The sequence below is a fragment of the Thioalkalivibrio sp. ALJ15 genome (assembly GCF_000383695.1).
GTDB lineage: Bacteria > Pseudomonadota > Gammaproteobacteria > Ectothiorhodospirales > Ectothiorhodospiraceae > Thioalkalivibrio.
The window spans coordinates 513,594-539,068 of record NZ_KB912057.1; the positions used below are offsets into that span (position 1 = coordinate 513,594).

Here is a 25,475-nt window from a genome sequence, read left to right on the forward strand (position 1 = left end):
GATGACCTCCGGAGTCGATTCATGTCCGATGCCCCTACGCTGTATCACAACCCGCGCTGCAGCAAGTCGCGCGCGACCCTCGCCCTGCTGCGGGAGCAAGGTGTAGAGCCCGAGATCGTGGAGTATCTGAAGACGCCACCGGATGCCGCGACGTTGAAGGGCGTGATCGAGAAGCTGGGCATCCGCCCCCGCGACCTGCTGCGCACCGGCGAGGCGGAGTACCGCGAGCTGGGCCTGAAAGACGCGGAGATGGATGACGAGGCGCTGATCCAGACCATGGTCCAGCACCCGAAACTGATCGAGCGACCGATCCTGATCGTCGGGGGCGCGGCCCGCATCGGGCGGCCGCCGGAACAGGTGCTGGAGATCGTGTCGTGAGCACGGCACCGGAGATCCTGGTGCTGTACTACAGCCGCTACGGGGCGACCGCCGAGCTGGCCCGCCAGGTCGCAACCGGCGTCGAAAAGGCTGGCGCCACCGCGCGGGTGCGCACCGTACCCCCAGTCTCCACGAATATCGACGAGGACCGCCCGGCAGTACCCGAGGACGGGCCACCCTATGCCGAACTGCGCGATCTCGAGGAATGCGCGGGGCTGGTCATGGGTTCGCCGACCCGCTTCGGCAACATGGCCGCGCCGCTGAAATACTTCCTCGACGGCACCAGCGGGCTGTGGGCCAGCGGCGGGCTGGTGGACCGGCCCTTCGGCGTCTTCACCAGCACGGCCACCCAGCATGGCGGGCAGGAGACCACCCTGCTCAGCATGGCCCTGCCGCTGATCCATCAGGGCATGCTGTGGGTCGGCGTGCCCTATACCGTGCCGGAGCTGAACAGCACCACCAGCGGCGGCACGCCCTACGGCGCCAGCCATGTGGCCGGCACCCAGGGCGAGCAGGCGGTCACCCGCGACGAACAGCGCATCGCAGCAGCCCTTGGGGAACGCGTCGCGCGCATCGCCTTGCGCCTCGAAGCAGCACCTGGCGCCCCGGCATGATCGCGCTGTCCCGTGCCCTGGCTCTGGCCGGCTTTCTTGGACTGCTGCTGCTAATCCTGGTCTGGACCACCTGGATCGCCCCGCCGGAGATCGTCCCGGTCTGGCTGGCGTTGATCGTACTGGTCATGCCGCTGCTGTTTCCGCTGCGCGGGATGCTGCACGGAAGGCGCTACACCCACGCCTGGTCCAGCCTGCTGGCGCTCGCCTACATCACGCTCGGGATCACCATCGGCGCGGCCGCGGAGGACCGGCTCTATGGCCTCCTGATGACCGGAGCCAGCCTCGCCTGGTTCGCGGGCAGCCTGCTGTTCGTGAAACTGGACGCCCGGCGGGCCCGCGCGGCGGCCGAGTAACCTCAAGCAACCCCGGGTTCAGCCCATACGGGCCAGCTGTTCGCGCACGAACGGGATGGTCAGGCGCCGCTGCTGGGCTAGCGCAGCCAGATCCAGGCGGTCCAGCAGCGCCAGCAGCGTGGACAGGTCACGCGAGCAGCGGCGCAGCAGGTAATCCGCCACCGGCTCCGGCAGCTCCAGCCCGCGCAGGGCCGCACGCTGTGCCAGGATCTCCTTGCAGGCCGCATCATCCGGCCGCTGCATGCGGAACACCGGGCCCCAGGCCAGGCGCGAGGCCAGATCCGGCAACTGGACCGGTAGCCCCTCGGGCGGTGCCGCGGCCGCCAGCAGCACGCGGCAGCCGGCATCACGCAGCCGGTTGATCAGCCCGAACAGGGCCTCGTCCCAGTCCCCGCGGCCCACCACGGCCTCCAGATCATCCAGCGCCACCAGACGCGAGCGCTCCAGACCATCGAGCACGGCCATCGGTGGCGCATCACGTACCTCGCCAAGCGGCAGGTAGCTGACCGGTTCCCCGCGCTCGTGTCCCTGGTGACAGGCAGCCTGCAGCAGGTGCGTCTTGCCGGAGCCGGGCGGCCCGTGCAGCAGGATCTGCGGCTCCTGTATCCCGGCCCCGACACTCAAGGCCCGCACGGCATCCCGCGCCAGGGCATTGCCTGCCGCGCAAAAACCGGAGAAACGCGAGGCGTCGCGCAGGCGCAGGTCCAGCGGCATCTGGCGCTCCAGCGGGCTGTTGCCTTCGGGTCTCACGGGGTATCGGCCCCGGCTGCGTTCATGTCCCGATAGCGCGCCATTGCCTGACGCGCCGCAACTGCGAGCACCGCCGCCACCGGCAACGCAAGCAGGACCCCGAAGAACCCGAACAGCTGACCGCCGGCGAGCACGGCAAAGATCACCGCCACCGGATGCAGCCCGGTCCGGTCCCCCACCAGCCACGGGGTCAGCACCACCGACTCCAGCACCTGGGCCACCGCGAAGATCACCAGCACCACCAGCAACAGCGTCCAGCCATCGCCCTGGAACAGCACGGCCGCCGTGGCCAGCACGATGCCCACGATCACGCCGACATAGGGGATAAAGCTCACCAGACCCGCGATCAGGCCAATGGCCAGGCCCATCTGCACGCCCGCCACGCTGAGCGTGATCGCGTAGAACAGCCCCAGCGCCAGCATCACCAGCAGCTGGCCGCGCAGGAATGCCCCCAGGGTATGGTCCGCTTCCACCGCGAAACGGCTGACCGGGTCGCGCCAGGCGCGCGGCAGCAGGTCATGCAGCCCCGCGACCAGCCGCGGCCAGTCCCGCAGCAGATAGAAACTGACCACCGGGATCAGCACCAGATTGAGCACGCCCAGGACCAGGGCGCCGGTCGAGCTGCCCAGCCAGTGCAGCAACCCGCCCGCCAGACCGCCGGCCTCGCGCCAGTGCTCGGCCAGCAGTTCCTGCAGTGCCGCCGGCTCCAGGGCCGGCAGGCGATCGCCCGCCTGCTGCTCGATCCAGGGACGAACCCGCTCGTCGAACCAGGCGATTACCTCGGGCAACAGCAGCATCAGGCGTTCGAACTGGGCCATGGCCAGCGGGATCAGGACCAGCACCAGCCCCGCCATTCCCAGCATCACCAGCACGAAGATCACCAGCGTGGCCAAGGTGCGCGAACCGCCCATGCGTACCGCCAGGCGCGTCACCAAGGGGTTGAACAGGTAGCCGATCAGCAGCGCGATCAGAAACGGCGTAAGAATCGGCGCCAGCAGATAGAGCGCCACGCCCAGGACCACCAGCCCGACCAGGGCCGCCAGCGTGGCAGCGGAGAATGGCGCCAGCGGGTTCACTCGCGGCGCAGCCAGGCCTTCGCCTCGGAGTCACCGCGCGGATCCTCCGCCGCGCCATAGCCGCTGGCGTGCAGCAGGTCTACCAGGTCATCCGGGGCCAAACCCGTGCGCACCTCGAGGGTCACCGCGTTACCACCCAGCGAATCCAGCCTTGCGCTCTCAATAGCCTCGATCTGCGCCAGCTCCCGCCGCAACGCCTCGAACGCGGGAAAGCCCTCGACCCCGACAAAGCCCAGCTTCACCCACTCGGGCTCAGCGGCGACGCGCGCCAGCGGTGCCACGACCTGGTCAAGGCCATCCTCGACCGCCGCGCGCGCCGCGGCGGCCGGAGATTCACCGCGGCCCTCACTACGGTACTCGCGCCCACCATGCACGGTAATGGCACGCGCCTCGGCGCCACCCCCAACCGAGCGTACATGCAGCGCCACGATACCCGTCGGCCCGTAGCGCCCGGCCGCTTCCTGCAGCGGCTCGGTCACGCCACCAATCACATCCCCCGCCTGCGCGGCCCGGCGATCCTCCAGATCCCCCAGTGGCAGCACGAAAGGCATCCCGCGATCGCGCCCCAGCGCGTCAATCCCGGCCAGCACATCGGCCTCGTCCTGGGTGGAGCCCAGCAGGTGGCGGCGCCCGTCCGCCTCGTATACCGCCCAGACCAGCAGTTGCGGGCGCGCGCCCAGCACCACGGGCACCTCGGCGGCATTTAGAGCGTTGCGCAGGCGGCCCCGATCGAACTCCAGGCGATATTCGCCGTTATCCACCTCCTGCCGCCGACGCAGGGCCTCAATACGCCCCTCCTCGTCCAGTTCCAGCAACAGGAGCTGCGCCAGTTCGCTCAGCTCCGGCGAACGCTGCCCGGCCACGCGCACCAGCGCCTGTTCCAGGCCCTGCGCCAGCGCGGTCGTTTCGTCCTCCGCATGGACGTTCACCACCACGGCATCATCCGCCAGCAATGGAGAGACCAACAACAGCAGACACAGGAGTAGGCACGCAGCCAGGGCGCGGGACGGGCGAAAGAGGCGCAGCATAGGGTTGAATGGCGTTTTCGACAGGCGCCCAAAATACCACAGCGCCCCGCCCTGCAGCGCCCGGCTTTTTGCACGCCCCCCGGCGCCTCGCTACCATGCCGGATTCCGCGAGCGCCGCCGGATACCGGATGCGGCCATCAACCACCCAGGGTACCCATGTCCGAAACCCGTTCAGGCCTGACCTACCGCGAGGCAGGTGTCGACATCGAGGCCGGCGCCGAGCTGGTCGAACGCATCAAACCGCATGCCGCCCGCACGCAGCGCCCTGGCGTCATGGCCGGGCTGGGCGGCTTTGGTGCCCTGTTTGAGCTCCCGATGGACCGCTACAAGCAGCCTGTGCTGGTCTCCGGCACCGACGGCGTAGGCACCAAGCTGCGCCTGGCCCAGGAGACGGGGCGCCATGACAGCATCGGCATCGATCTGGTGGCGATGTGCGTGAATGACATCGTGGTGCAGGGAGCCGAGCCGCTGTTCTTCCTCGACTACTACGCCACCGGACACCTGGACGTCGATATCGCCGCGGATGTCGTCACCGGTATCGCCACCGGCTGCGAACAGGCCGGCTGCGCCCTGATCGGGGGCGAAACGGCCGAGATGCCGGGCATGTACCAGGGCGAGGACTACGACGTCGCGGGCTTCGCGGTCGGCATTGCCGAAAAGGAGGCCCTGATCGACGGCACCCGGGTCAGCGCGGGCGATGTCGTGCTCGGGCTGGCCGCCAGCGGCCCGCACTCCAATGGCTATTCTCTAATCCGGCGCGTCCTGGAACACTCCGGCGCGGCCCTGGATGCCCCGCTTCCCGGAGCCGACGGCACCACATTGGGCGACGCCCTGATGGCCCCGACCACGATCTACGTGCGCCCGCTGCTGGATCTGATGCAGCAGTTTCCGGTACACGCGGCGGCCCACATCACCGGTGGCGGCCTGACCGAAAACCTCCCGCGAGTGCTGCCGGAGCAGCTGTGCGCCCGCATTGATCCGCAGGCCTGGCAATGGCCACCCGTGTTCGACTGGCTGCAACAGGCCGGCGACATCGCGCCTGAAGAGATGCTGCGCACCTTCAACTGCGGGATCGGCATGACCGTGATCCTGCCCGAAGACCGTGTCGAGGCCGCCAGCTCGGCACTGGCCCGGGCGGGCATCCCGAGCTGGCCGATCGGCGTGATCGAGAACTGCGAAGACACGGCCCCCGGGGTGGTCTACGCCGCACGATGAGCAGCAACGCCGGCCCCTCCAGCCCGGATTCCCTGCCACGCCTGGTCGTCCTGATCTCGGGGCGCGGCAGCAATCTGGGCGCCATGATCGAGGCCTGCAACACTGGCCACATCCCGGCCCGGATCGTCGGCATCATCAGCAATCGCCCCGATGCAGGGGGGCTGGCCTACGCGGAAGAGCACGCGATCCCCGCACGTGTTCTGAACCACCGCGACTACCCCTCGCGCGAGGCCTTCGATGCAGATCTGGCCGAGGCGATCGAGGCCTTTGACCCCGATCTCGTGATCCTGGCCGGCTTCATGCGCATCCTGACCCCCGGTTTCGTCGATCGCTTCACGGGAAGGCTGTTGAACATTCACCCCTCCCTGTTGCCGAAGTACCGTGGGCTGGACACACATGCCCGCGCGCTGGCCGACGGGGAGGACGAACACGGCGCCAGCGTGCATTTTGTCACCCCCGAACTGGACGGCGGCCCGGTGATCATGCAGGCCCGCGTGCCGGTCCTGCCCGATGACACGCCCGAGAGCCTCGCCACCCGCGTCCAGCGCGCCGAACACCGGCTGTATCCCGAGGTCGTGCGGCGCCTGTGTTCAGGGGAAATTCAGTGGCGCGACCGCATCGTGACCGGGGACAACACCCCGTTGACGGTCCCGCTGCAGCTCGAAACCAATGAGGTAGTACCCGATGTTGAAGCTCCCGAGGAACGGAGCCCTGTGCCGCGCGACGCGGACTAGCCTGCTGACCGCCCTGCTCCTGCTGGGACAGGTCCTGCTGGCGTCCGCTGCCGCCAATGAGCCCCAGGAGGGTCCGCGCCTGCCGCCATTCACGGCCAGCTACGAGGCCCAGGCCATGGGCAACACCCTGAATGCCAGGATCACCCTGAACCACGAAGACGTACAAACACGCATGGCCATGGATGCCCATGTATCCGGCTTCCTGCGGATCCTCGGGCGCTTCGAGCTGAGCCGCGAGGCGCTGATGAACGCCAACGACGTCGGACTGCAGCTGGTCACCTCGCGCAGCCGCGAGGTGACACCCCGCCGCGAACGCAAGGTCGAGACGCGCTTCGACTGGGAAGAAGACCGTGCGATCGGACACGTAGACAACGAGCGATTCGATATCGAGGTTCCCCCGCATACCCTCGACTTTCTCGGCTCGCTGTACTTCATGATGCAGCGCCTGGAAGCGGGCGACCTCGCCAGAGAGGGCGACGGCGAAACGGTACAGACCCTGGAACGCGACCGCCTGCGCGAGTATCGCTTCGAGTACGCCGATACGGAGACGATCGAATCCCCGATGGGGCGTATCGAGACGGTGCGCGTCGTGCGCAAGAGCCGGGACAGTGACATCGAACTCTCTGCCTGGTTCGCCCCCGACCTCAGCCACCTGCCGGTAAGGTTCGATTACGAGGCCGACGGCCGCGTGTTCGAACTGAAGCTGACCCGGCTGGAGTGGCACGACCCGATCATTGACCTGACCGAGTAGACACCATGAGCGAGACCTTTGACCTGGCCATCATCGGAAGTGGCCCCGGGGGCTATCGTGCCGCCGTTCTGGGCGCCCTGCGCGGGCTCAACGTCGTCATCGTCGAAAAGGGCGACTGGGGCGGCTGCTGCCTGAACCGCGGCTGCGTGCCGAAAAAGGACTGGTACCACACCGCACGCACCGTCGCCGCGCAGCGCCACTTCGAGGGCCGCGGCATCAGCGGCAGCCTCACGGCCGACATGGACCGCGCCTGGGACCACCAGAAGGACGTGGTCACCGAGGTCCGCAACTCCTACCTCGGCTACATGAAGCACCTGAAGATCCAGTACCGTCACGGCACTGCCCGCTTCCGCGATGCCGAGACCCTCGAGGTCGCGACGGAGGATGGAACCGAGACCATCCAGGCCCGCCATACCATTATCGCCACCGGCGCCACCGCTACTGTCCCGGCCCCGTTCACGACCGAACCCGGGCGCGTACTGACCACCGACATGCTGTTCGACGACAAGCCGCCGGCGGGCGAGCGCGTCGCGATCATCGGCTCCGGCGTGGTCGCCACCGAGTTCGCCTGGATCTTCCATCACCTCGGCAAGAAGGTAACCTGGCTGTCGCGCTCCAAGCCGCTGTCCACCCAGAAGTTCAGCCCGCAGGCGCTGGGCACGCTGAAGGAGCAGCTGGCCGCGGACGGCATCGAGCCGGTGCGGGTCAAGGGCTACGATAGCGTCGAGACCTCGGATGACGGCGTCACCATCACCGACAGCGAGGGCAGCACCTTCGAGGTCGACTGGGTCCTGCTTGGCACCGGGCGCACCCCGCATACCGAGGGCCTGAACCTCGACGAAATCGGGGTGAAGACCGACGCCCGCGGCTTCGTGAAACGCCGCCCCACCCTGCAGACCGATGTCGACAACATCTACGCCATCGGCGATGTCGCGAGCGAATGGCAGACCGCGAACCACGCGCTGGCCGACGCCACCATCGCGGTGGAAAACATCCAGAACGGCAATTCCCGCGAGCAGGACGAGCGCTTCGTGCCGATCGCGATCTACTCCGCGGTGGAGATGGCGCGCCTGGGGATGGACGAGGACGACGCCGAGGACGATGAGCTGGAGCCGGCGGTCGGCTTCGCCGCGTTCGAGACCTCCCCGCGCGCGCTGGGCCAGGACGAGCCGGAGGGCTTCGTACGCCTGATCGGCGACATGGACACCGGCGCCCTGCTGGGCGGCGAGGTCATCGGCAGCGACGCCGGCGAACTGATTCACATCCTTTCGCTGGCCCCCGACCGCGACACCGCACTGGCCTGGCTCGCCCGCGGCCAGTGGAACCACCCGGCCCGCGCCGAGGAATTCCTCAACGCAACGGAAACCCTCGCCTCGAAGTGGAACCTGAAGTCCGAGATCTTCGGGCTTTAGTGGACGCGGGCGGCACAAGGATGTGCCCCCATAGCCGCCTTAGCCGGGAACGGGATCAACGCAGAAACAGCGAGTAGGCCGGGTTGGCCGTCTCCTCGTGCCAGGGGTAGCCAACTTCCTTCAGGAAATCGCGAAAGCGCGCGCGATCCTCGGCCGGAATCTGCATCCCCACCAGCACGCGCCCGTAGGCGGCCCCGTGGTTGCGGTAGTGGAACAGGCTGATGTTCCAGGTCTGGCCCATGTGGGTCAGGAAGTTCAGCAACGCCCCGGGGCGCTCGGGAAACTCGAAGCGGTACAGGCGTTCGTTGCGGACCTCGCCGCCATGACCACCGACCATGTGCCGCAGGTGCAGTTTGGCGACCTCGTTCTCGGTCATGTCCATGACCTCGTAGCCCTGCGCCTCCAGCGTCTCGCGGATCGCCTGACGTTCGCTGTCGCCGCCTTCCAGCTTGATGCCGGCAAACACGTGCGCACGCTCGTCGTCCGCGTAGCGGTAGTTGAACTCCGTGATGCCCCGCTTGCCGATGGCCTGGCAGAACTGGCGAAAGCTCCCCGGGCGCTCGGGGATGGTCACCGCGAACAGGGCCTCGCGGTGCTCGCCGATCTCGGCGCGCTCGGCCACGTGGCGCAGACGGTCGAAATTGATGTTGGCACCGCTCAGCACGGCGGCGAAGTCGCCCCCCGTGATCCCTTCGCGCGCGATGTACTGCTTCATCCCGGCCACCGCCAGCGCGCCCGCCGGCTCCGCCAGTACGCGGGTGTCGTCGAACACATCCTTGATCGCGGCGCAGATCGAGTCGGTATCCACCAGCAGGACCTCGTCGACCAGCTCGCGCACCAGGCGAAAGGTCTCCTTGCCCACCTGGCGCACGGCGGCGCCGTCGGCAAAGATCCCGACCTGCTTCAGCGTGACGCGACGATTCTGCTGCAGCGCCTTGTACATGGACGGGGCGTCGTCCGGCTCGACCCCGATTACCTTGATCTCCGGACGCAGGCGCTTGATATAAGCGGCCATGCCCGCCGCCAGACCTCCGCCACCGATGCAGACGAACACCGCATCCAGCGGCGCGGAGTGCTGGCGCAACAGTTCCATCGCCACGGTACCCTGGCCGGCGATTACGTCCGGATCGTCGAACGGGTGGATAAACGTATAGCCGTGCTTTTCCTGCAAGGTCCGCGCATGCGCGGCCGCCTCGTCGAAAGAATCGCCGTGCAATACCGCCTTCCCGCCATAACGGCGCACGGCCGCGATCTTGATCGACGGCGTGGTCACCGGCATCACGATCACCGCCTTGATCCCCAGATGGGCCGCGCCCAACGCCACCCCCTGGGCATGGTTACCTGCGGAGGCGGCAATCACGCCTTTCTTGCGCTGCTCGGGCGTAAGCTGCGCGATCTTGTTGTAGGCCCCGCGCAGCTTGAACGAGAACACCGGCTGCAGGTCCTCGCGCTTGAGCCAGATGCTGGACCCCAGGCGCTGCGACAGCGTCGGCATCGGCTCCAGCGGCGTCTCGCGCGCGACATCGTAGACACGCGCCGTGAGGATCTTCTCGAGGTAGGGGACTGTCATGGCCGGAACGATAGCACGGCGCGAATCATGCTTGTCTCGCTTGCGCGCCAGTCGGTATCCTCGGCGGGTTATAGACATCAAAGACGAGACAGCGTAATGACTCAGGACGAAATGAAGAAGGCGGTCGCCGAGGCCGCGCTCGAGCGCATCGAAAGTGGCTGGATCGTGGGGGTCGGCACCGGCTCGACCGCGAATTACTTCATCGATGCCCTGGCCGGTATCAAGGGCAAAATTGACGGCGCTGTAGCCTCCAGCGAGGCCAGTGCAGAGCGCCTGCGCGGCCACGGGATCGAGGTCCTGGATCTGAACTCCGCCGGCCCGCTGCCCATCTACGTCGACGGGGCCGACGAGGCGACGCGCCACCTGCACCTGACCAAGGGTGGGGGCGGCGCGCTGACCCGCGAGAAGATCGTCGCGGCGGCCTCGAAGACCTTCGTCTGCGTCGTCGACGAGACGAAGGTCGTGGATTACCTCGGCGCATTCCCGCTGCCGGTCGAGGTGATTCCGATGGCGCGCAGCCACGTGGCCCGTGCGCTTTCGAAGCTGGGCGGCAATCCGGAGCTGCGCGAGGGCTTCAAGACCGATAACGGCAACGTCATCCTGGACGTGCACAACCTGCGCATCATGAACCCGGTGGAACTGGAGTCCGAGCTGGACCACATCGCCGGCGTGGTCACCAACGGCCTGTTCGCCCGCCGCCCGGCGGACGTGATGCTGGTCGGCTCGCCCTCTGGCGTCGAGGAAATGACCGCCTAGTGAGCGAAACCGGCAAGTGGCTGATCGTCATCGGCGGGCTGATCGTTCTGATCGGCCTGCTGTGGCCCTGGCTGGGCAAGGTCCCCTGGGGTCGTCTGCCGGGCGACATCGTGATCGAACGCGAAAATGCCCGCTTCTATTTCCCGATCACGACGATGATCATCGTAAGCGTGGTGATCTCGATTATTCTCGCACTGTTTCGGCGTTAGCCACGCAACAAAAAGGCCGGGGATGTCCCCGGCCTTTTTGTTTGTGAGAGCCATGCAAAGCGGCTCTCGGCCACAGTCGCTAGCGCGCCATGACCTCGTCGTAGAAGCGCTGCAGGCCGCCTTCCAGGAAGTAGTAGTCATCCACCCCGCGTTCTTCCAGGTGGTACTGCAGCCAGCGAGCCTGCTGCCCGTACTGGTCGAAGATCAGCAGGGTCTGCTCGTTGCGCCGGGCCTGGTCCACGATACGGTCCAGGGCGCTGATGTCCGACAAGGGCGCGCCGACCTCGCGGCCACCAAACAGCGAGATCTCGTCGCGTTCGCCGCGGCTGCGGATATCCACGACCACGACATCCTCACCCTGGCGGGCGCGCCGGGAGAAGGCGTCGGCCGCCAGCACGCGGGCCTCGAAGTCGTCCCCGCTGATCAGTTCGTCCTCGGCCTCGTTGGCCGGCTCACCACGGAAACGAGCCAGCCCTGGGTAGCGCTCGACCCAGTCCTGCATCCCGGCGTCATAGGCCTGGGCCGAAGCCACGCCGAGCTCGTTGGCGCGCGCGGCGGCGCGATAGCCGGCGTAGCTCTGGCGTCCGTTGCAGTAGAACACCAGTGGGCTGCCATGTTCCTCTTCCAGCGCCAGGATCTGCTGATCGAAGTCTTCGCTGTCGAGATCGACGTGATGAGCGCCCTCGATATGCAGGATGTCGTATTCCAGCCGGGGGCGAACGTCGACCAAGGTGGAGCCCGACAACTGGCCGCGCAGGTCGAACAGATCCACCGCCTCGACCCCAAAGCGCTCATAGAGCGGGCGGCCAGGGAATTCCACAAAAGGTTGCTGGGCCGAGGCCACGATGGGCGCTCCGGCCAGACTCAGGCACAGGGCCACCAGGGCCACTCGGGGGCGAGCGAAACGAACGATCATGCGAACTCCCTTGGTTGACGATGGGCGTCCGCGAACTGCGGCCCACGAATCGCCCCTTTAGCCCTCCGGGTCCCGACCCGGAACGCACATCGCACGATGCACGTTTTGGCAGGGTACCCGGTTGCCCCGATTGTAGCCAACCATACGCGGCTTTCCAGGCGCGGGCCTTGCCGCCCGTCCTGGCGCCGCAGCGTCGCCCCTACAGGAGAACCTTCTCGATGCCGCCCTCGCGCGCCCGGTCGATGAAGTCCTTCTGCCAGCCGTCGCCCATCAGGCGATTGGCCATCTCGACCACGATGTAGTCGGTATCCATGCCGGTGTCCTCGCGGTAGCGCGACAGGCCCTGCTGGCAGGCCGGGCAGGAGGTCAGCAGCTTCACGTTGCCGTTTTCGGCCTTGTCCTCGCCGGTAAGCTGGCGAATCCCCTTGTGCAGTTCTTCCTGCTTGCGGAAGCGTACCTGGGTCGCGATATCCGGACGGCTGACCGCGAACGTGCCCGCCTCGCCGCAGCAGCGGTTGGACTGCAGCACCTCCTGCCCCAGCAGCTTGGCGGCCACATCGGTCGGCTTGTGCGACTTCATCGGCGAGTGGCAGGGGTCGTGGTACATGTACTGCACCCCGTTGAGCCCCTCCAGCTTCACGCCCTTCTCCATCAGGTACTCGTGGATGTCGAGCAGTCGGCAGCCCGGGAAGATGCGCTCGAACTCGTACTTGAGCAGCTGATCCATGCAGGTCCCGCAGGAGACCACCACGGTCTTGATGTCCAGGTAGTTCAGCGTAGTCGCCACGCGGTGGAACAACACCCGGTTCTCGGTGGTGATCTGCGAGCCCTTGTCGAAGTCGCCATTGGAGTTCTGCGGATAGCCGCAGCACAGGTAGCCCGGCGGCAGCACCGTCTGCGCCCCGACGTCATAGAGCATGGCCAGGGTCGCCAGCCCGACCTGACTGAACAGGCGCTCGGAGCCACAGCCGGGGAAATAGAACACCGCGTCCGAGTCGAGATCGGTCTTCACCGGGTCGCGCAGGATTGGCACATAGCGCGAATCCTCGAGCCCGAGCATCTGGCGGGTGGTCTGGCTCGGCAGACCGGCCGGCATCGGCTTTTTCACGAAGTGCACGACCTGTTCGTGCATCGGGGCCTTGCCGGTGGTCGAGCGCGGGCGCTTGCCCTCGCCGGTCAGGTTGAGCTTCTTGAACGCGTAGTGGCCGAGGCGCTGGGCGGCATAGCCCATCTGGATCGCCCCCTTGCGGATGCCCTTGATCTTGGACGGATCCTTGGTGTTCAGGAAGGCCATGGACATCATCGTCGCCGGCGTGGCCTTGCGCTTGCCCTTCTTCTTCAGGATCGAGCGCATGTGCATGGTCACGTCGCCGAAGTCGATGTCGACCGGGCACGGATTCAGGCACTTGTGGCAGATCGTGCAGTGGTCGGCCACATCGTTCATCTCGTCGAAGTGGTGCAGCGACAGCCCGCGCCGGGTCTGCTCCTCGTAGAGGAAGGCCTCGACGATCAGCCCGGTGGCCAGGATCTTGTTGCGCGGCGAGTAGAGCAGGTTCGCGCGCGGGACATGCGTGTTGCACTCCGGCTTGCACTTGCCGCAGCGCAGGCAGTCCTTGATCTCGTCGTTGAGATCGCCCAGCTCGCTCTGCTCCAGGATCAGTGCCTCCTGCTTCACCAGGCGCAGGGACGGCGTATAGGCGTTGGACAGCCCGGAGCCCTCGAGCAGCTTGCCGGCGTTGAACACGCCATTGGGGTCGACCTGCTTTTTGTACTTCGCGAACGACTCGATGCGTTCGGGCTCGAGATACTGCATTTTGGTCAGCCCGATCCCGTGCTCGCCGGAGATCACGCCATTCAGCTCGCGCGCCAGGCGCATCACGTCATCCACCAGACGCTCGGCCTGGTGCATCATCTGGTAGTCGTTGGAGTTGACCGGGATGTTGGTGTGCACGTTGCCATCCCCGGCGTGCATGTGCAGGGCGATGAACAACCGGCTGGTCAGCACGCGGTCGTGGATCGCGCCCAGGCGCTTGCGCACCGACTCCATCTGGTGACCGTCGAAGATCTCGAACAGCGGGCGCTCCACCTCCGCACGATAGGAGATGCGCAGGCTGCGTCGCAGTAGCAGGTTGATCAGCTTGTCGTGGTCACGGCGATCGGCGCGGGCGGGTTCGTCCAGCAGCTCGTCGCACTCGGAGGCCAGCGTAAAGTAGTTGTCCGCGATCGCCTTCCAGCGCTTCTGCACCGCCTCGAGCTTCTCGACCGCGCGTTCGCGCTTGGCCTCGAACCACTGCTGCCCTTCGCCACCGGTGTCCTCCAGTAGCTCGCGCAGCTCGGGGTGGTCGCCGCGCATGCACTCCAGCACCTCGTCGATCATCGCCAGCTTGTTCTTCAGCGATTCGCGCACGTTCAGGGTCTCGATCCCCTCGGTGTACTCGGCGAGCCGCTCCAGCGGGATCACCACGTCCTCGTTGATCTTGAACGCGTTGGTGTGGTGGGCGATCGCGGCAGTGCGCGCGCGATCGGCCCAGAAACGCTTGCGTGCCTCCGGGCTCACGGCGATGAAGCCCTCGCCGTTGCGGGCGTTGGCCGCGCGCACCATCTTGGCGGCGAGCTTGCCCAGGGCATCCTCGTTGTCGGAGACGATGTCGGCGATCAGCACCATCTTCGGCTGCTCGCCACGGGCACCCTTGGGGGTGTACTTGACGGCGCGCACGTAGCGCTCGTCCAGGTGTTCCAGACCCGCCAGCAGGACGTCGTCCTCGGCATCCACCGCATCCTTGATCTCGACGATCGCCGGAACCGCCTGATGCAGGTCGGTCCCGTAGAACTCCAGGCATACGGTGCGGATGTTGTCCGGCATCCGGTGCAGGATGAACTCGGCCGAGGTAATCAGGCCGTCACAACCCTCCTTCTGGATGCCCGGCACGCCCATCAGGGTCTTGTCGGTCACGTCCTTGCCCAGACCGAGCTTTCGGAAGCGTGCACCCGGCATCTCCAGCGTCTCGGGTTCGCCCTTGGGGGTGCGACCGTCGGGGCCAAAACGTGTAATGCGAAAGCGCACGGTCTCGGCATCATGGATCTTGCCGAGGTTGTGGTCCAGGCGCTCGACCCGCATCCAGTCGGCCTCGGGGGTGACCATCGTCCAGGAGGCGAGGTTGTCCAGCGCGGTCCCCCAGAGCACGGCCTTCTTGCCCCCCGCGTTCATGGCGACGTTGCCGCCGATGGTGGAGGCGTCCTGCGAAGTGGGATCCACCGCGAACACGAGTCCATTCTCGGCGGCCAGCTCGGAGACGCGCTTGGTCACCACGCCGGCCTCCACACGCACGACAGCCACGTCCTGATCGACACCCGGGAGCGGACGTCGCTCGACCGGACCGATCCCTTCGAGCTTTTCGGTATTGATCACGGCGGAACGCTTGGACAGCGGCACCGCACTGCCGGTATAGCCGGTACCACCACCACGCGGGATCACGGTCAGGCCGAGTTCGATACAGGCGGCGACCAGCGGCCCCATCTCTTCCTCGGAATCCGGCGTCAGCACGACGAACGGCAGTTCCACGCGCCAGTCGGTGGCGTCGGTGACGTGGGAGACGCGGGCCAGACCACCGAACTGGATGTTGTCCTTGTGCGTCAGGCCCTTCAGGCGTTTGCGCACACGCTCGCGCAGCTCCAGCGTCTGCTGGAACTCGTCGGCAAATGCGGTGACCGCGGCCTGGGCACGGCGCGCCAGCGTCAGCGCCTTCTCGTTGCCGTCGGCACGCTTGCGAATCTGGTCCAGGCGATGCTGCATCGCATCGATCAGCGACTTGCGGCGCTTCTTGTCGTCCAGCAGGTCGTCCTGGATATACGGGTTGCGGGCGACCACCCACATGTCGCCGAGCACCTCGAACAGCATGCGCGCAGAGACACCCGTCTGGCGTTCCCCACGCAGTTCGTTGAGGAGGTCCCAGGTATCGGAACCCAGGAAGCGGATGACAATTTCGCGGTCGGAGAATGAAGTGTAGTTATAGGGTATTTCTCGAACGCGTTCGGCGGTCATTGAGGCTTGGCCCCCCGATCAGAATGAGCGCAAAGAGTAACGGCTCCGTGCGGGATGCGCACGAAGTCGCACTCTTCGTCCATGCTTTTGGGCACCAAAGTACCTGCCGATCCCCGCGCCGTTCGGTACCCGGCTTCTGGTTACCCGGCGTTACAGGTAGGTCAGCAGCCCCACCGCACCGATTACGATCAGGTAGATTGCCACGATATAGTTCAGCAGCCGGGGCCAGACCAGAATCAGGATGCCCGCACCCAGCGAGAGGATGGCCGTCAGCAGGCCAGGATCGATATGCAGCGTCATGCGGGTACTCCTTTGCCGGGCGCTACGGCCCGGCATACCGCGAGTGATCGAGATCAGAAGAGTTTTTCTTCCATCTCCAGATAAACGGCATTGGCGTTGCTGCGATTGGTCTGCTCGAAGGCCGGCAGGTCCTCATAGTCGGACCAGTCCATCGCCGCATAGGCCTCGTCGAAGGAATCCATATTCTCGACTGCCGCGCCCATGTGTTCACGCAGATACGCGATATAGTCACGGGTGAACTTCACCGCGCGAGCTGCCTCGTCGGTGGCGTCGCCATGCCCCGGGACCAGGAACTTCAGGTCCATCTCCATCAGTTCTTCCAGACGTTTGACCCAGTTTTCCGAGTCCAGCGCGTCATCACCCATGAACGGGATGCGGCCGTCGAACACGATATCGCCGGCAAAGACCACGCCGGTCTCCTCCACCACCATGATGATGTCATCCGGCGAATGGGCCGGGCCTGCGTGCACGCAACGAAACGTCTTGCCGCCCAGCTTGATCACGTACTCGTCATCGAAGAACTCGTCCGGCGGGATGATCTGGGTGTCCTCGTCGACCCAGGGGGCCAGCACACCTCGGCGCTGCTCGAGCCGTGCGGAGGCCCCGGGGCTGTCAAGATAGTCCTGCGCGCGCGACTGGCCGATGATCTTCGCGTCCGTGTGATCGGCGAAGGCCTGCAGGCCATAGATGTGATCCGCGTGGTAATGCCCGGCAATCACGTACTTGATCGGCTGATCCGTCACCTCCTTGATCCGCCGGATCATCTCGAACCCGAGCGGCGGCGTCCCCAGGGCGTCGTAGACCACCACACCCTCGTCCGTCACCACAAAGCCGGCGTTCGAGGTATGCCCCTCGTTGTCCGGGTCGGGGATTCCGGATATCCCGATCATGTACCAGGTATCCGCGCCCTCGACCTCGTGGGCGGTGGTATCGACGCTGACCGGCTCGTAGGGGTTGTCAGGTACCGACATGGACTCTCTCCTCTCCTGTTTTTTGGTTTTGTCTGGCGCACATCGAGTCGACATTCGCGCCATTCCTGAAGGGTTCGACGCAGAGGGGCCGCAAGAATTCCCGCTGGCTGCGGGTGGCGAGGCGTCGATCAGGGAGTGTAGCGAGTTTGGGACGCGGGGAGGGAAAGCCAGCGGCAGAGATCGCCGCATCGCCATGCTCGACCCGCAAGGGCCGATAGCGGCTCCAGGCGGGGATGGCTGGGGGACCAGGATGATTCGGCGGCTACGCCGCCTCACCCCTTCGGGGCTGCACGCGCAGCGCGCGTGCAGTGCTCCGCCTCGCTGCGCCGAACCTTCCAGGTTCGAACCCCGGGCTCGCTCAAATATCCATAGAAAAGGGCCCCGCGAGGGGGCCCTTCCCTGAAGTAACGACCAGTCCAAAGCAAATGGCGGTGAGCCCCGTCGAGGGGCACACCGCCATGGCTGGGGGACCAGGATGATTCGGCGGCTACGCCGCCTCACCCCTTCGGGGCTGCACGCGCAGCGCGCGTGCAGTGCTCCGCTTCGCTGCGCCGAACCTTCCAGGTTCGAACCCCGGACTCGCTCAAATATCCATAGAAAAGGGCCCCGCGAGGGGGCCCTTCTCTATGGATGGCTGGGGGACCAGGATTCGAACCTGGGTTGACGGAGTCAGAGTCCGTAGTCCTACCGCTAGACGATCCCCCAGTAAACCGGGTGCCGTACGCGCCGGCACTCGAGCGCGGTTTAGCGCTTCGAGTACTGGGTCGCGCGGCGAGCCTTGCGCAGGCCGACCTTCTTGCGCTCGACCTCGCGGGCGTCACGGGTCAGATGACCCCCACGACGCAGCGACGGGCGCATCTCTTCGTTGTACTGCACCAGCGCACGAGCGATGCCCAGACGAATGGCGCCGGCCTGGCCGTTGCCACCCCCGCCTTCCACGGTCGCGATCACGTCGAAGTTCTCGGTGGACTCGGTGGCCTCCAGCGGCTGACGCACGACCATGCGCGAGGTCTGACGGCCGAAGAACTCGTCCAGCGGCTTGTCGTTGACCGTGATGTTGCCCGTACCCGGGCGCAGGAACACGCGGGCCGAGGAGGTCTTGCGACGGCCAGTGCCGTAGTATTGATTGGTAGCCATACGGATCGATTTCCCTTGCTGTTGAGCCGTCAGATGTCGAGCGGCTGCGGCTGCTGCGCGGTGTGGCGATGCTCGGTACCGGAGTACACCTTGAGCTTCTTGAACATGGCGCGGCCCAGCGGGTTGCGCGGCAGCATGCCCTTCACGGCGAGCTCGAGCACCTTCTCCGGATGACGGTCAATCATCTGGTTGAAATTGGCTTCCTTGATACCACCCGGGTAGCCGGTATGGCGGAAGTACATTTTGTCGCTGGCCTTGTTGCCGGACACGCGAATTTTTTCCGCGTTGATCACGACGATGTAATCGCCAGTGTCCACGTGCGGCGTGTAGACGGGCTTGTGCTTCCCGCGCAGGCGACGCGCGATTTCCGTGGCGAGGCGGCCGAGGGTCTTGTCCGCGGCGTCGACCAGGAACCAGTCGCGTTCGACTTCAGCCGGCTTGGCGCTGATGGTGCTCATGTCTTGATGCTCCGATGTCGGGGCGATTCAGAAAGCGCGCAAGAATAGCGCTTCCCGGCGTCTGATTCAAGCGGCGCGCGGATTAATCTGCACGCCCCACGAGAACCTGTGCGCGATCACACCCATGAGATATCCCGTAATAGAAAACAATAAAAAGGCCGGCACGAAGGCCGGCCCTTTCTGGACCCGGGCACGAGGCCCGGGGTCCGGAGCGGGGATGGATTACATCTCCGCTTCGGCGCGCTCCTGGACTTCCTGCATCAACTCGGGATCGTTCTGCAGAGCCATGGCCACTTCGTTGTATTCCTCGACGGACATGCCGGCGTCTTCAACAGCGCTGACCATTTCGTCCTGGGCTTCCTGCTGCATGGACTGGGCCTCGGTTTCATCCTCGGCTTCCTGCAGGCGGTTGGCGAAGTCTTCGCGCACTTCCTGGACGGCCACAAAGGCACCTACGAACGTGTCGATATCTTCTTCGCTCAGGTCCACTTCAGGGGCCTGCTGAGCGGGCGGCGCACCAGCAGCACCACCTTCCGGCGGAGCGCCACCTTCAGGCGGCTGACCACCCTGGGCACCACCTTCCGGCGGCTGGCCACCCTGCGGCGGAGCACCACCTTCGGCACCACCCTGCGGCGGGGCACCTTCGGCGCCACCCTGGGCACCACCACCCATGTCGCCGGTCTGCGCGGTCGCCACGCCACCGATCGCGAACATGGAAGTCAAAGCAAATGCGAGTGCGGTCTTGCGAAAGCTCATAATGTCTACCTCTTCCTCTGGGTGAAAAAACTCGAGGCTCCTGCCTCAGAGATGGGGGCCGGGCAGACGAACACTGCCCGGCTTGCCCGTTAGCCCCTTACCAATCCGGGGCGTCGTCTTCGTCGTCGTCATCATCGCCAGCCGGGGCTTCAGCGCCGCCCGCCTGGGCCATCTGCGGCATACCGCCTTCGCGGTCGTCATCATCATCGTCCGCGGGCGGGGCAGCCGGCTCACCAGCCTGAGTCATCTGCGGAGGCATACCGCCGTTGCCCTCGTCTTCGTCGTCATCCGCGGGCGGAGCAGCCGGTTCACCGGCCTGGGCCATTTGCGGAGGCATGCCACCGCCGTCCCGATCCTCGTCGTCATCATCGGCCGGCGGCGCGGCAGGCTCACCCGCCTGGACCATCATCTGGGGCGGCATACCACCCTGTTCTTCCTGCGCCTCTTCTTCATCCGGCGCCTCGGCACCTTCGCCCATGGCTTGGGCGGCGCTCAGACCACCGAGGGCAAAAAGGGAACTCATCGCGATTGCTAGAGCAGATTTACGAAAAGTCGACATTGTGCTTCTCTCCTTCATTTAAGGTTTCAGCACAGTCAACGGAACGGCTCGATTGGCTTTCGGTTGACTGCACCCAAGGAATTAGCAGAAGCCGTGCCAAAAACGACCAAAAGAGAACAAAACTATAACCTTCAATGCTTTACGAATACCCAAAGGGCCTGCAGGTGGGCCTGGGTCACAATGAGATGCGGGTCAAAACGACACATGGGTCAGGGCGACCCGGGTCAGTACGGCCCATCAGGGGCTGAGAGGGGTGAAATGGGTCACGATAGAGCCGACCGTGAACGGTGGAGAGGCGCCGAGCAGAGGGACTCGGGAAACACTGATTAATGTACACACTCGCGTTGGCACCCCAGGTTTTCCGAGACCAGGCGCGGTGCGCAGCAGATAACGCCGGTCAGGAATCCGACTCGCTCTCGCCCAGCTTGCGATAAAGCGTCTTGCGGCCGATCCCCAGGATACGCGCGGCGCGCTGCTTGTTGCCCTCGACATGCTCCAGGACCCGATGCAGATAGGCCTGCTCCACCTCGGCGAGGCTGGGCCAGTGGCTGTCATCACCGGTGCCGGGTATCGGCAGGTCGGCTCCAGAGACATTCCCGGACGATTCACCCGAGCCGCTAGCGGCCCCGGACTGGCGCACACGCTCGGGCAGATCGCGTAGCTCGATCACCTCCCCGGATGCGAGCGTCGCCGCGCGTTCCATCAGGCTGGCCAGTTCGCGGACGTTCCCGGGGAAGCCGTAGCGCAGCAGGGCACGCATGGCCTCCGGGCTGAGTTCGCGCACGGGCAGCCCGCGCGCCAGCGCCTGCTCGCGCAGGAACTGCTGCGCCAGGCGCTCGATGTCATCACCGCGATCGCGCAGGGGCGGGATCTCGATACGAAAGGTCTCGAGACGGTAATAGAGGTCCTCGCGGAACTGCTCGTGACGAATACGCTCCTGCAGATCCTGGTGGGTGGCGGCCACAATGCGCACGTCCGTCTCGATCTCCTCGTTGGAACCCACCGGCCGGACACGCCCGTCCTGCAGCAAACGCAGCAGCTTGCTCTGCATGGCCACCGGCATCTCGGCGATCTCGTCGAGGAACAGTGTGCCGCCGTCGGCCTCGGTAAACAGGCCACGCCGCGCGCCCTTGGCGCCACTGAACGCCCCGGCGACATGCCCCAACAACTCCGACTCCAGCAAGGTCTCCGGGATGCCCGCACAGTTCAGCGCGATGAATGGGCCATCGGCGCGGGCACTCTCCGCATGCAGCGCGCGGGCCACCAGCTCCTTGCCCGTCCCCGATTCGCCGGTGATGAGTACGCTGCCATCGGCCGCGGCGATCCGACGGATCAGGTCATGCAGCTTGAGCATCGCCGGGCTCTTGCCCTGCATGCCATGAAAGCTCTCGTCGCCCGCAAGGACCTCGCGATACTGGCGTACCTCGGCCCGAAGGCGGCGGGCCTCGGCCACCCGTTCGGCCGCCAGACGCAGATGCTCCAGATCGACGGGCTTGGTCAGGAAGTCGTCCGCACCCGCCTTCAGCGCCGTCACGGCCTGATCGATCGTGCCGAAGCCCGTGAGCATGATGAACCCGGGCACCGGCACCGTGTCGCGCGCCACCTCCAGCACATGGAAGCCATCGGCACCGGGCAGTCGCAGATCGCTGACCACCAGGGAAACCGTTTGCTGCCGCAGGACCTGCTCGGCCTCCTCGGCCGTCTCCACCGCAGTGACCGCGTAGCCCACTTCGGCCAGTTCTTCGGCCAGGAGCTCGCGATGGCCCCGGTCGTCTTCGACGACCAGCACGCGATTGTTCAGCTCGTCACCCCGGGCCATGCTCATTCCGCTCCTCCACCTGTTGCGTGCCCGTCCTGGACCGACTCCGCCCCAGACGGTTCCGATTGCCTGTCGCGACAGGCGCCGGACGCGAGCGGGAGCGTGACCACAAAACGCGTGAGCTGCGGATCGTTGCGATCCAGCCTTACCTGGCCACCATGGTCCTCCAGCGCCACTTGTGCGACCGCCAGCCCCAGGCCGGTCCCCTCGCCCGTCGGCTTGGTCGTAAAAAAGGGCTCGAACAAGCGGTCAGCCTGCTCATCGGAGATTCCGCGCCCCGCGCGCGGGGCATCGTCCGCAATCACACATTCGAGCGTGTCGCCCTGGCAGCGCCAACTCACCCGCACACATTCGGCAGCAGCCTGCGCAGCGTTGTCGATCAGATTCTCCAGCGCCTGCCCCAGACGCAACCGGTCCGCCGCCACCGTCAACGCCCCGCCATCCAGATCAAAGCGCACCTGTTCGCGCCCTTTGCCACGTTCCTGTACGCGCGCCACGATCTCGCGGACCAGGCCCTGCAGCTCCAGCGGGCGCTGCTGCAACGGATTCCGGCGCGCGAAATCCAGGAGCTGGCGGACGATGGTCTCCACGCGCTCGAGCTCCGCCTGCAGCTCCTTCATCTCCTTGTGCGCGGGGTCGTCCGCGGGCAAGCGCCGCGCGGCACGCTGGGCCCGGCCGGCGATAATACCCAGAGGCGTCCCCAGCTCATGCGCGACCCCGGCCGCCAGTTGACCAATGGCAGCCAGCTTTTCCGAGTGGCGCAGCTTTTCCTCGAGCCGTGCCTGCTCCTCGCGCTGCGCCTGCAATGCCGCCTCTGAGGCCTCGCGGCGCTCCAGCATCCCGTTCATCGTGATCGCCAGACGGCGCAGTTCCCAGGGTCCCTTCTCCGGGGCGCGCAGCCCCCGCTGCCCGTCGCCAATATCTCGCATGGCACCGATCAGGCGCGCCACATGACGCCCGACCGCTCGATGGTGACCAATCAGGACCACCAGCAAGAACAGCACGCTGACCGCCAGCATCACCATGCCCCCCTGCCAGCGCAGCTGCGACACATAGGCCCGGAACGGCGAGACGTCACGCGTCACCTGCAACAGGCCGACGATCCGCCCGGCGGAATCCGACAGTGGCAGGAAGAACGAGAAGACCTCGCGCCCCTGATGTTCGTCGAAGGCGCCAAGGCTGCCCGTCTCGCTGATCGCCTGGGCCTCGCCCGGGTGGCGAATGGTGGGGCTGGGCGGCCCGCTGGTGGCGACCATGTCGCCCTGGGCGTCGTAGACGTAGACGCCGAACACCTGATCGATCTGGAACAACGAGTCCAGCGACTGCTGCACCGTGGTCACGTCCTGGTCAATCATCGCGGTGGCCACAGGCAGGCGAATGGAACGCGCAACCAGCTCGATATCGGCCTGCATGCGATTTTCCATCTGCGTCTGGAACTCCTGCAGCCCGAGCGTCACCGTGCCGCCGACCACCAGCAACAGGGGCAGCAGGACAAACAGCAACACCGCATTGCGCAAACTGTTCAGACGTGTGGGCATCAGGCGTTCGGGGATCCGGACATCGCCGTCATGTTAGGCAGGGCTTTGTCGGGATGCGAATTCCGGGCAAAAAAAAGCGCGGGTCGAAGCCCGCGCCAAGAAAACCACCAAAGGAGGATGGAGGAGTCTGCTGACGCTACCAGGGGGGGCAGCAATCAGCATATGCAAATCTTCTAATACAGCGATCTTCTTGTCAAGCAGCCTCGTACGCAGGGGGTCGTACTCTTGGGCTGCTCCGCTCGACCGCTTTTTCTAAAGATCTGCACACCCTTTAAGACGCAGGCGCGCGCGTTCTATTCCCGAATTCCCGTCTCGAATCAAAAACGGGCACAATCCGCGTTCTCGTCACCGATCTTCACAGCCCATATGCTCCAGCACCTGAGCCACCCCGTTACCGCACTCGCGCAGAACGCCACCTTGATCTGGTGCGACCAGATCCGCGCCGCCGCCTGGGTAGACCCCGGCGCCGAGGCCGACACGCTGATCGAGATCGCACGACGGCAGGATGTCCGGCTGGACTGCATCCTGCTGACCCATGGCCACCTCGATCATGTCGGGGCCGCCGCCGAGATGGCGCGCCGCTGCAATATCCCGATCCTGGGCCCTCAGGTTGAAGATGCCTTCTGGCTCGATCAGCTGCCGATGCAGTGCCAGATGTTCGGTTTTCCCGAGATGCCTGCGCTGGTTCCGGATCGCTGGCTGCACGACGGCGAGAATCTGCGGCTGGGCGAGGTCACGCTCGAGGTGCTGCACTGCCCGGGGCACACCCCGGGTCATATCGTGTTCTTCGACCGCGAGAGCCGCCTCGCCCTGGTGGGCGATGTCCTGTTCCATGGCGCCATCGGCCGCAGCGACTTCCCGCGCGGCAACGGGCCGCAACTGATCGAATCCATCACCCGGCGCCTCTGGCCGCTGGGCGACGATGTGCGCTTTGTGCCCGGCCACGGCCCGGAGTCAACGTTCGGGGAAGAGCGCCGCAGCAACCCTTTTGTGGGCGATGCCGCTCTCGCTGCTGGCGGTCAGCCCGGGCGCGGACGCTATTATTGATGCGTCTCGCTGCGCTCAACGCATCCTACGAGTAACCAGCCTCCCAACGAAGAAGGCCGCCCTGTCGGCGGCCTTCCGCGTTCCTGCCCCTGGTGCTGGAGGTGAATCAGCTGTTCGCACGCAGCGACGCGATGCGCTCCTCGATCGGCGGGTGGCTCATGAACAGCTTCTTCAGCCCCTGGGCCATGCCCCCGCGAATGCCAAAGGCCGCCATCTGATCGGGCATGTCCACCTGGCGCCCGGAGGCGCGCGCCAGCGACTCCAGTGCACCGATCATTTTTTCGCGTCCGGCCAGCTTCGCTCCCGCCTCGTCGGCCCGGAACTCGCGCTGGCGCGAGAACCACATGACGATGATCGAGGCCAGGATCGCCAGGATGATCTCCGTCACGATGGTGGTAATCCAGAACGCCGGGCCATGACCGGACTCGTTCTTGAAAACCACGCGGTCGACGAAATGCCCAGCCACACGCGCCAGGAAGATCACGAAGGTATTCACCACGCCCTGGATCAGCGCCAGCGTGACCATGTCGCCGTTGGCCACGTGCCCGACCTCGTGGCCCAGCACCGCCTCGACCTCGCCTTGACCCATGCTTTGCATCAGCCCGGTGCTGACCGCAACCAGCGCATTGTTCTTGCTCATGCCAGTGGCGAAGGCATTCGGGTCCGGCGAGTCATAGATGCCCACCTCCGGCATGCCGATCCCGGCCTCACGGGCCTGGCGCTGAACGGTCTCCAGCAACCACTGCTCGGTGGCATTGCGCGGCTTGTCGATGACGTGGACCTTCATGGTCTTCTTGGCCATCCACTTGGAGATGGCCAGCGAGATAAAGGACCCGCCAAAGCCGAACACCGCGGCAAAGATCAGAAGCGCATTGAGGTCGAGGTGGACCCCCTCCTCGTCGAGAATGCGCTCCACACCCAGCAGGCGCAGGGTGATACTGAGCACGATGATGATGGCGAAGTTTGTCGCCAGAAACAGCGCAATACGTTTCATGAAGCCTTCCTGTACCCCATCAGCCGGAATCGGTGGATGCGTATTAAATGGTTGCCACGCGCCGGAATTCAAGGCTCGCCGGCGGTATTTCA

25 protein-coding genes and 1 tRNA gene are annotated in these 25,475 nt (G+C 65.8%); 10 read left to right on the forward strand and 16 right to left on the reverse strand.

Annotated elements, in window-relative coordinates:
- Positions 1-21: 21 nt before the first annotated feature.
- Genes arsC through G015_RS0106065 form a run of 3 tightly spaced genes read left to right on the forward strand, consistent with a single transcriptional unit; the run spans position 22 to position 1,345 of the window.
- Entirely contained in the window at positions 22-378 is a 357-nt protein-coding gene (arsC, locus tag G015_RS0106055; protein WP_018138800.1) for an arsenate reductase (glutaredoxin), read from the forward strand.
- Positions 375-992 carry an NAD(P)H:quinone oxidoreductase gene (wrbA, locus tag G015_RS0106060; protein ID WP_018138801.1) on the forward strand — a complete coding sequence of 206 codons (618 nt, stop codon included), beginning with the start codon at positions 375-377 and terminating at the stop codon, positions 990-992. The genes arsC and wrbA overlap by 4 nt, the downstream gene beginning before the upstream one ends.
- A complete protein-coding gene (locus tag G015_RS0106065) occupies positions 989-1,345 on the forward strand; it encodes a DUF2069 domain-containing protein (protein ID WP_018138802.1) in 357 nt (118 codons plus the stop codon). Before wrbA ends, G015_RS0106065 begins: the two co-directional genes overlap by 4 nt.
- Before the next feature lie 18 nt (positions 1,346-1,363).
- On the opposite strand, the gene hda is transcribed toward G015_RS0106065, so the two are convergent.
- From hda to G015_RS0106080, 3 genes are read right to left on the reverse strand one after another with little or no spacing between them, the layout of a single operon-like run.
- Positions 1,364-2,059 (reverse strand): DnaA regulatory inactivator Hda, encoded by a 696-nt coding sequence (gene hda / locus G015_RS0106070; RefSeq protein ID WP_020146313.1) that lies wholly within the window; start codon positions 2,057-2,059, stop codon positions 1,364-1,366.
- A 32-nt stretch (positions 2,060-2,091) separates the two neighbouring features.
- Complete coding sequence (locus G015_RS0106075) at positions 2,092-3,171, reverse strand: AI-2E family transporter (protein WP_020146314.1); 1,080 nt, start codon at positions 3,169-3,171, stop codon at positions 2,092-2,094.
- On the reverse strand, positions 3,168-4,199 hold the full coding sequence (locus G015_RS0106080) for a DUF2066 domain-containing protein (RefSeq protein ID WP_019592143.1): 1,032 nt from the start codon (positions 4,197-4,199) through the stop codon (positions 3,168-3,170). Before G015_RS0106080 ends, G015_RS0106075 begins: the two co-directional genes overlap by 4 nt.
- Before the next feature lie 156 nt (positions 4,200-4,355).
- On the opposite strand from G015_RS0106080, the gene purM reads away from it, so the two are divergent.
- Genes purM through G015_RS0106100 form a run of 4 tightly spaced genes read left to right on the forward strand, consistent with a single transcriptional unit; the run spans position 4,356 to position 8,311 of the window.
- Positions 4,356-5,414 carry a phosphoribosylformylglycinamidine cyclo-ligase gene (gene purM / locus G015_RS0106085; RefSeq protein ID WP_020146315.1) on the forward strand — a complete coding sequence of 353 codons (1,059 nt, stop codon included), beginning with the start codon at positions 4,356-4,358 and terminating at the stop codon, positions 5,412-5,414.
- Complete coding sequence (gene purN, locus G015_RS0106090) at positions 5,411-6,148, forward strand: phosphoribosylglycinamide formyltransferase (protein WP_018138807.1); 738 nt, start codon at positions 5,411-5,413, stop codon at positions 6,146-6,148. The genes purM and purN overlap by 4 nt, the downstream gene beginning before the upstream one ends.
- Entirely contained in the window at positions 6,099-6,899 is an 801-nt protein-coding gene (locus G015_RS0106095) for a DUF3108 domain-containing protein (protein WP_020146316.1), read from the forward strand. The genes purN and G015_RS0106095 overlap by 50 nt, the downstream gene beginning before the upstream one ends.
- 5 nt (positions 6,900-6,904) lie before the next feature.
- Positions 6,905-8,311 (forward strand): NAD(P)/FAD-dependent oxidoreductase, encoded by a 1,407-nt coding sequence (locus G015_RS0106100; RefSeq protein ID WP_020146317.1) that lies wholly within the window; start codon positions 6,905-6,907, stop codon positions 8,309-8,311.
- 55 nt (positions 8,312-8,366) lie between these two features.
- Here the strand turns inward: G015_RS0106100 and ilvA are convergent, their stop codons facing one another.
- On the reverse strand, positions 8,367-9,881 hold the full coding sequence (ilvA, locus tag G015_RS0106105; protein WP_018138810.1) for a threonine ammonia-lyase, biosynthetic: 1,515 nt from the start codon (positions 9,879-9,881) through the stop codon (positions 8,367-8,369).
- A gap of 96 nt (positions 9,882-9,977) precedes the next feature.
- On the opposite strand from ilvA, the gene rpiA reads away from it, so the two are divergent.
- Together rpiA and G015_RS0106115 are read left to right on the forward strand one after the other, a co-directional pair.
- The gene (gene rpiA, locus G015_RS0106110; RefSeq protein WP_018138811.1) at positions 9,978-10,637 is read left to right on the forward strand and encodes a ribose-5-phosphate isomerase RpiA; all 660 of its coding nucleotides are present in this window, start codon (positions 9,978-9,980) and stop codon (positions 10,635-10,637) included.
- The gene (locus G015_RS0106115) at positions 10,637-10,846 is read left to right on the forward strand and encodes a DUF2905 domain-containing protein (RefSeq protein ID WP_018138812.1); all 210 of its coding nucleotides are present in this window, start codon (positions 10,637-10,639) and stop codon (positions 10,844-10,846) included. Before rpiA ends, G015_RS0106115 begins: the two co-directional genes overlap by 1 nt.
- 79 nt (positions 10,847-10,925) lie before the next feature.
- On the opposite strand, the gene G015_RS0106120 is transcribed toward G015_RS0106115, so the two are convergent.
- The 11 genes from G015_RS0106120 to G015_RS0106170 all read right to left on the reverse strand — a co-directional run bounded on the left by G015_RS0106120 (position 10,926) and on the right by G015_RS0106170 (position 23,342).
- Complete coding sequence (locus G015_RS0106120) at positions 10,926-11,762, reverse strand: rhodanese-like domain-containing protein (RefSeq protein ID WP_018138813.1); 837 nt, start codon at positions 11,760-11,762, stop codon at positions 10,926-10,928.
- A 199-nt stretch (positions 11,763-11,961) separates the two neighbouring features.
- On the reverse strand, positions 11,962-15,804 hold the full coding sequence (locus tag G015_RS0106125; protein ID WP_020146318.1) for a DUF3683 domain-containing protein: 3,843 nt from the start codon (positions 15,802-15,804) through the stop codon (positions 11,962-11,964).
- Positions 15,805-15,954: 150 nt separating this feature from the next.
- Positions 15,955-16,104, reverse strand: a complete 150-nt coding sequence (locus G015_RS13935) for a DUF3096 domain-containing protein (RefSeq protein ID WP_018138815.1) — start codon at positions 16,102-16,104, stop codon at positions 15,955-15,957.
- A gap of 53 nt (positions 16,105-16,157) precedes the next feature.
- Positions 16,158-17,075 (reverse strand): MBL fold metallo-hydrolase, encoded by a 918-nt coding sequence (locus tag G015_RS0106135; RefSeq protein ID WP_018138816.1) that lies wholly within the window; start codon positions 17,073-17,075, stop codon positions 16,158-16,160.
- Positions 17,076-17,706: 631 nt separating this feature from the next.
- A tRNA-Gln gene (locus tag G015_RS0106140) sits at positions 17,707-17,780 on the reverse strand.
- A gap of 39 nt (positions 17,781-17,819) precedes the next feature.
- Complete coding sequence (rpsI, locus tag G015_RS0106145; protein ID WP_018138547.1) at positions 17,820-18,212, reverse strand: 30S ribosomal protein S9; 393 nt, start codon at positions 18,210-18,212, stop codon at positions 17,820-17,822.
- A gap of 29 nt (positions 18,213-18,241) precedes the next feature.
- Positions 18,242-18,670 carry a 50S ribosomal protein L13 gene (gene rplM, locus G015_RS0106150; protein WP_018138548.1) on the reverse strand — a complete coding sequence of 143 codons (429 nt, stop codon included), beginning with the start codon at positions 18,668-18,670 and terminating at the stop codon, positions 18,242-18,244.
- Positions 18,671-18,892: 222 nt separating this feature from the next.
- A complete protein-coding gene (locus G015_RS0106155) occupies positions 18,893-19,426 on the reverse strand; it encodes a DUF4168 domain-containing protein (RefSeq protein ID WP_018174634.1) in 534 nt (177 codons plus the stop codon).
- A gap of 97 nt (positions 19,427-19,523) precedes the next feature.
- A complete protein-coding gene (locus G015_RS0106160) occupies positions 19,524-19,985 on the reverse strand; it encodes a hypothetical protein (RefSeq protein WP_017925836.1) in 462 nt (153 codons plus the stop codon).
- A 397-nt stretch (positions 19,986-20,382) separates the two neighbouring features.
- Positions 20,383-21,810 (reverse strand): sigma-54 dependent transcriptional regulator, encoded by a 1,428-nt coding sequence (locus G015_RS0106165; RefSeq protein WP_018993743.1) that lies wholly within the window; start codon positions 21,808-21,810, stop codon positions 20,383-20,385.
- On the reverse strand, positions 21,807-23,342 hold the full coding sequence (locus G015_RS0106170; RefSeq protein WP_018138551.1) for an ATP-binding protein: 1,536 nt from the start codon (positions 23,340-23,342) through the stop codon (positions 21,807-21,809). Before G015_RS0106170 ends, G015_RS0106165 begins: the two co-directional genes overlap by 4 nt.
- Positions 23,343-23,708: 366 nt before the next feature.
- Here G015_RS0106170 and G015_RS0106175 point away from each other — a divergent pair, with 366 nt between their 5' ends.
- On the forward strand, positions 23,709-24,389 hold the full coding sequence (locus G015_RS0106175; protein WP_020146319.1) for an MBL fold metallo-hydrolase: 681 nt from the start codon (positions 23,709-23,711) through the stop codon (positions 24,387-24,389).
- Positions 24,390-24,495: 106 nt separating this feature from the next.
- Here the strand turns inward: G015_RS0106175 and htpX are convergent, their stop codons facing one another.
- The gene (htpX, locus tag G015_RS0106180; RefSeq protein WP_018174629.1) at positions 24,496-25,383 is read right to left on the reverse strand and encodes a protease HtpX; all 888 of its coding nucleotides are present in this window, start codon (positions 25,381-25,383) and stop codon (positions 24,496-24,498) included.
- Positions 25,384-25,475 lie beyond the last annotated feature (92 nt).

Coding starts and splice junctions, on each gene's coding strand:
- purM (WP_020146315.1), top strand. CDS start 4,356: ATGTCCGAAACCCGTTCAGGCCTGACCTACCGCGAGGCAGGTGTCGAC.
- htpX (WP_018174629.1), bottom strand. CDS start 25,383: ATGAAACGTATTGCGCTGTTTCTGGCGACAAACTTCGCCATCATCATC.
- G015_RS0106100 (WP_020146317.1), top strand. CDS start 6,905: ATGAGCGAGACCTTTGACCTGGCCATCATCGGAAGTGGCCCCGGGGGC.
- hda (WP_020146313.1), bottom strand. CDS start 2,059: ATGCCGCTGGACCTGCGCCTGCGCGACGCCTCGCGTTTCTCCGGTTTT.
- arsC (WP_018138800.1), top strand. CDS start 22: ATGTCCGATGCCCCTACGCTGTATCACAACCCGCGCTGCAGCAAGTCG.
- G015_RS0106065 (WP_018138802.1), top strand. CDS start 989: ATGATCGCGCTGTCCCGTGCCCTGGCTCTGGCCGGCTTTCTTGGACTG.
- rpsI (WP_018138547.1), bottom strand. CDS start 18,212: ATGGCTACCAATCAATACTACGGCACTGGCCGTCGCAAGACCTCCTCG.
- G015_RS0106135 (WP_018138816.1), bottom strand. CDS start 17,075: ATGTCGGTACCTGACAACCCCTACGAGCCGGTCAGCGTCGATACCACC.
- rpiA (WP_018138811.1), top strand. CDS start 9,978: ATGACTCAGGACGAAATGAAGAAGGCGGTCGCCGAGGCCGCGCTCGAG.
- G015_RS0106125 (WP_020146318.1), bottom strand. CDS start 15,804: ATGACCGCCGAACGCGTTCGAGAAATACCCTATAACTACACTTCATTC.
- rplM (WP_018138548.1), bottom strand. CDS start 18,670: ATGAGCACCATCAGCGCCAAGCCGGCTGAAGTCGAACGCGACTGGTTC.
- G015_RS0106095 (WP_020146316.1), top strand. CDS start 6,099: ATGTTGAAGCTCCCGAGGAACGGAGCCCTGTGCCGCGCGACGCGGACT.
- G015_RS0106165 (WP_018993743.1), bottom strand. CDS start 21,810: ATGAGCATGGCCCGGGGTGACGAGCTGAACAATCGCGTGCTGGTCGTC.
- G015_RS0106120 (WP_018138813.1), bottom strand. CDS start 11,762: ATGATCGTTCGTTTCGCTCGCCCCCGAGTGGCCCTGGTGGCCCTGTGC.
- purN (WP_018138807.1), top strand. CDS start 5,411: ATGAGCAGCAACGCCGGCCCCTCCAGCCCGGATTCCCTGCCACGCCTG.
- G015_RS0106160 (WP_017925836.1), bottom strand. CDS start 19,985: ATGTCGACTTTTCGTAAATCTGCTCTAGCAATCGCGATGAGTTCCCTT.
- G015_RS0106175 (WP_020146319.1), top strand. CDS start 23,709: ATGCTCCAGCACCTGAGCCACCCCGTTACCGCACTCGCGCAGAACGCC.
- G015_RS0106155 (WP_018174634.1), bottom strand. CDS start 19,426: ATGAGCTTTCGCAAGACCGCACTCGCATTTGCTTTGACTTCCATGTTC.
- G015_RS0106080 (WP_019592143.1), bottom strand. CDS start 4,199: ATGCTGCGCCTCTTTCGCCCGTCCCGCGCCCTGGCTGCGTGCCTACTC.
- G015_RS13935 (WP_018138815.1), bottom strand. CDS start 16,104: ATGACGCTGCATATCGATCCTGGCCTGCTGACGGCCATCCTCTCGCTG.
- ilvA (WP_018138810.1), bottom strand. CDS start 9,881: ATGACAGTCCCCTACCTCGAGAAGATCCTCACGGCGCGTGTCTACGAT.
- G015_RS0106170 (WP_018138551.1), bottom strand. CDS start 23,342: ATGCCCACACGTCTGAACAGTTTGCGCAATGCGGTGTTGCTGTTTGTC.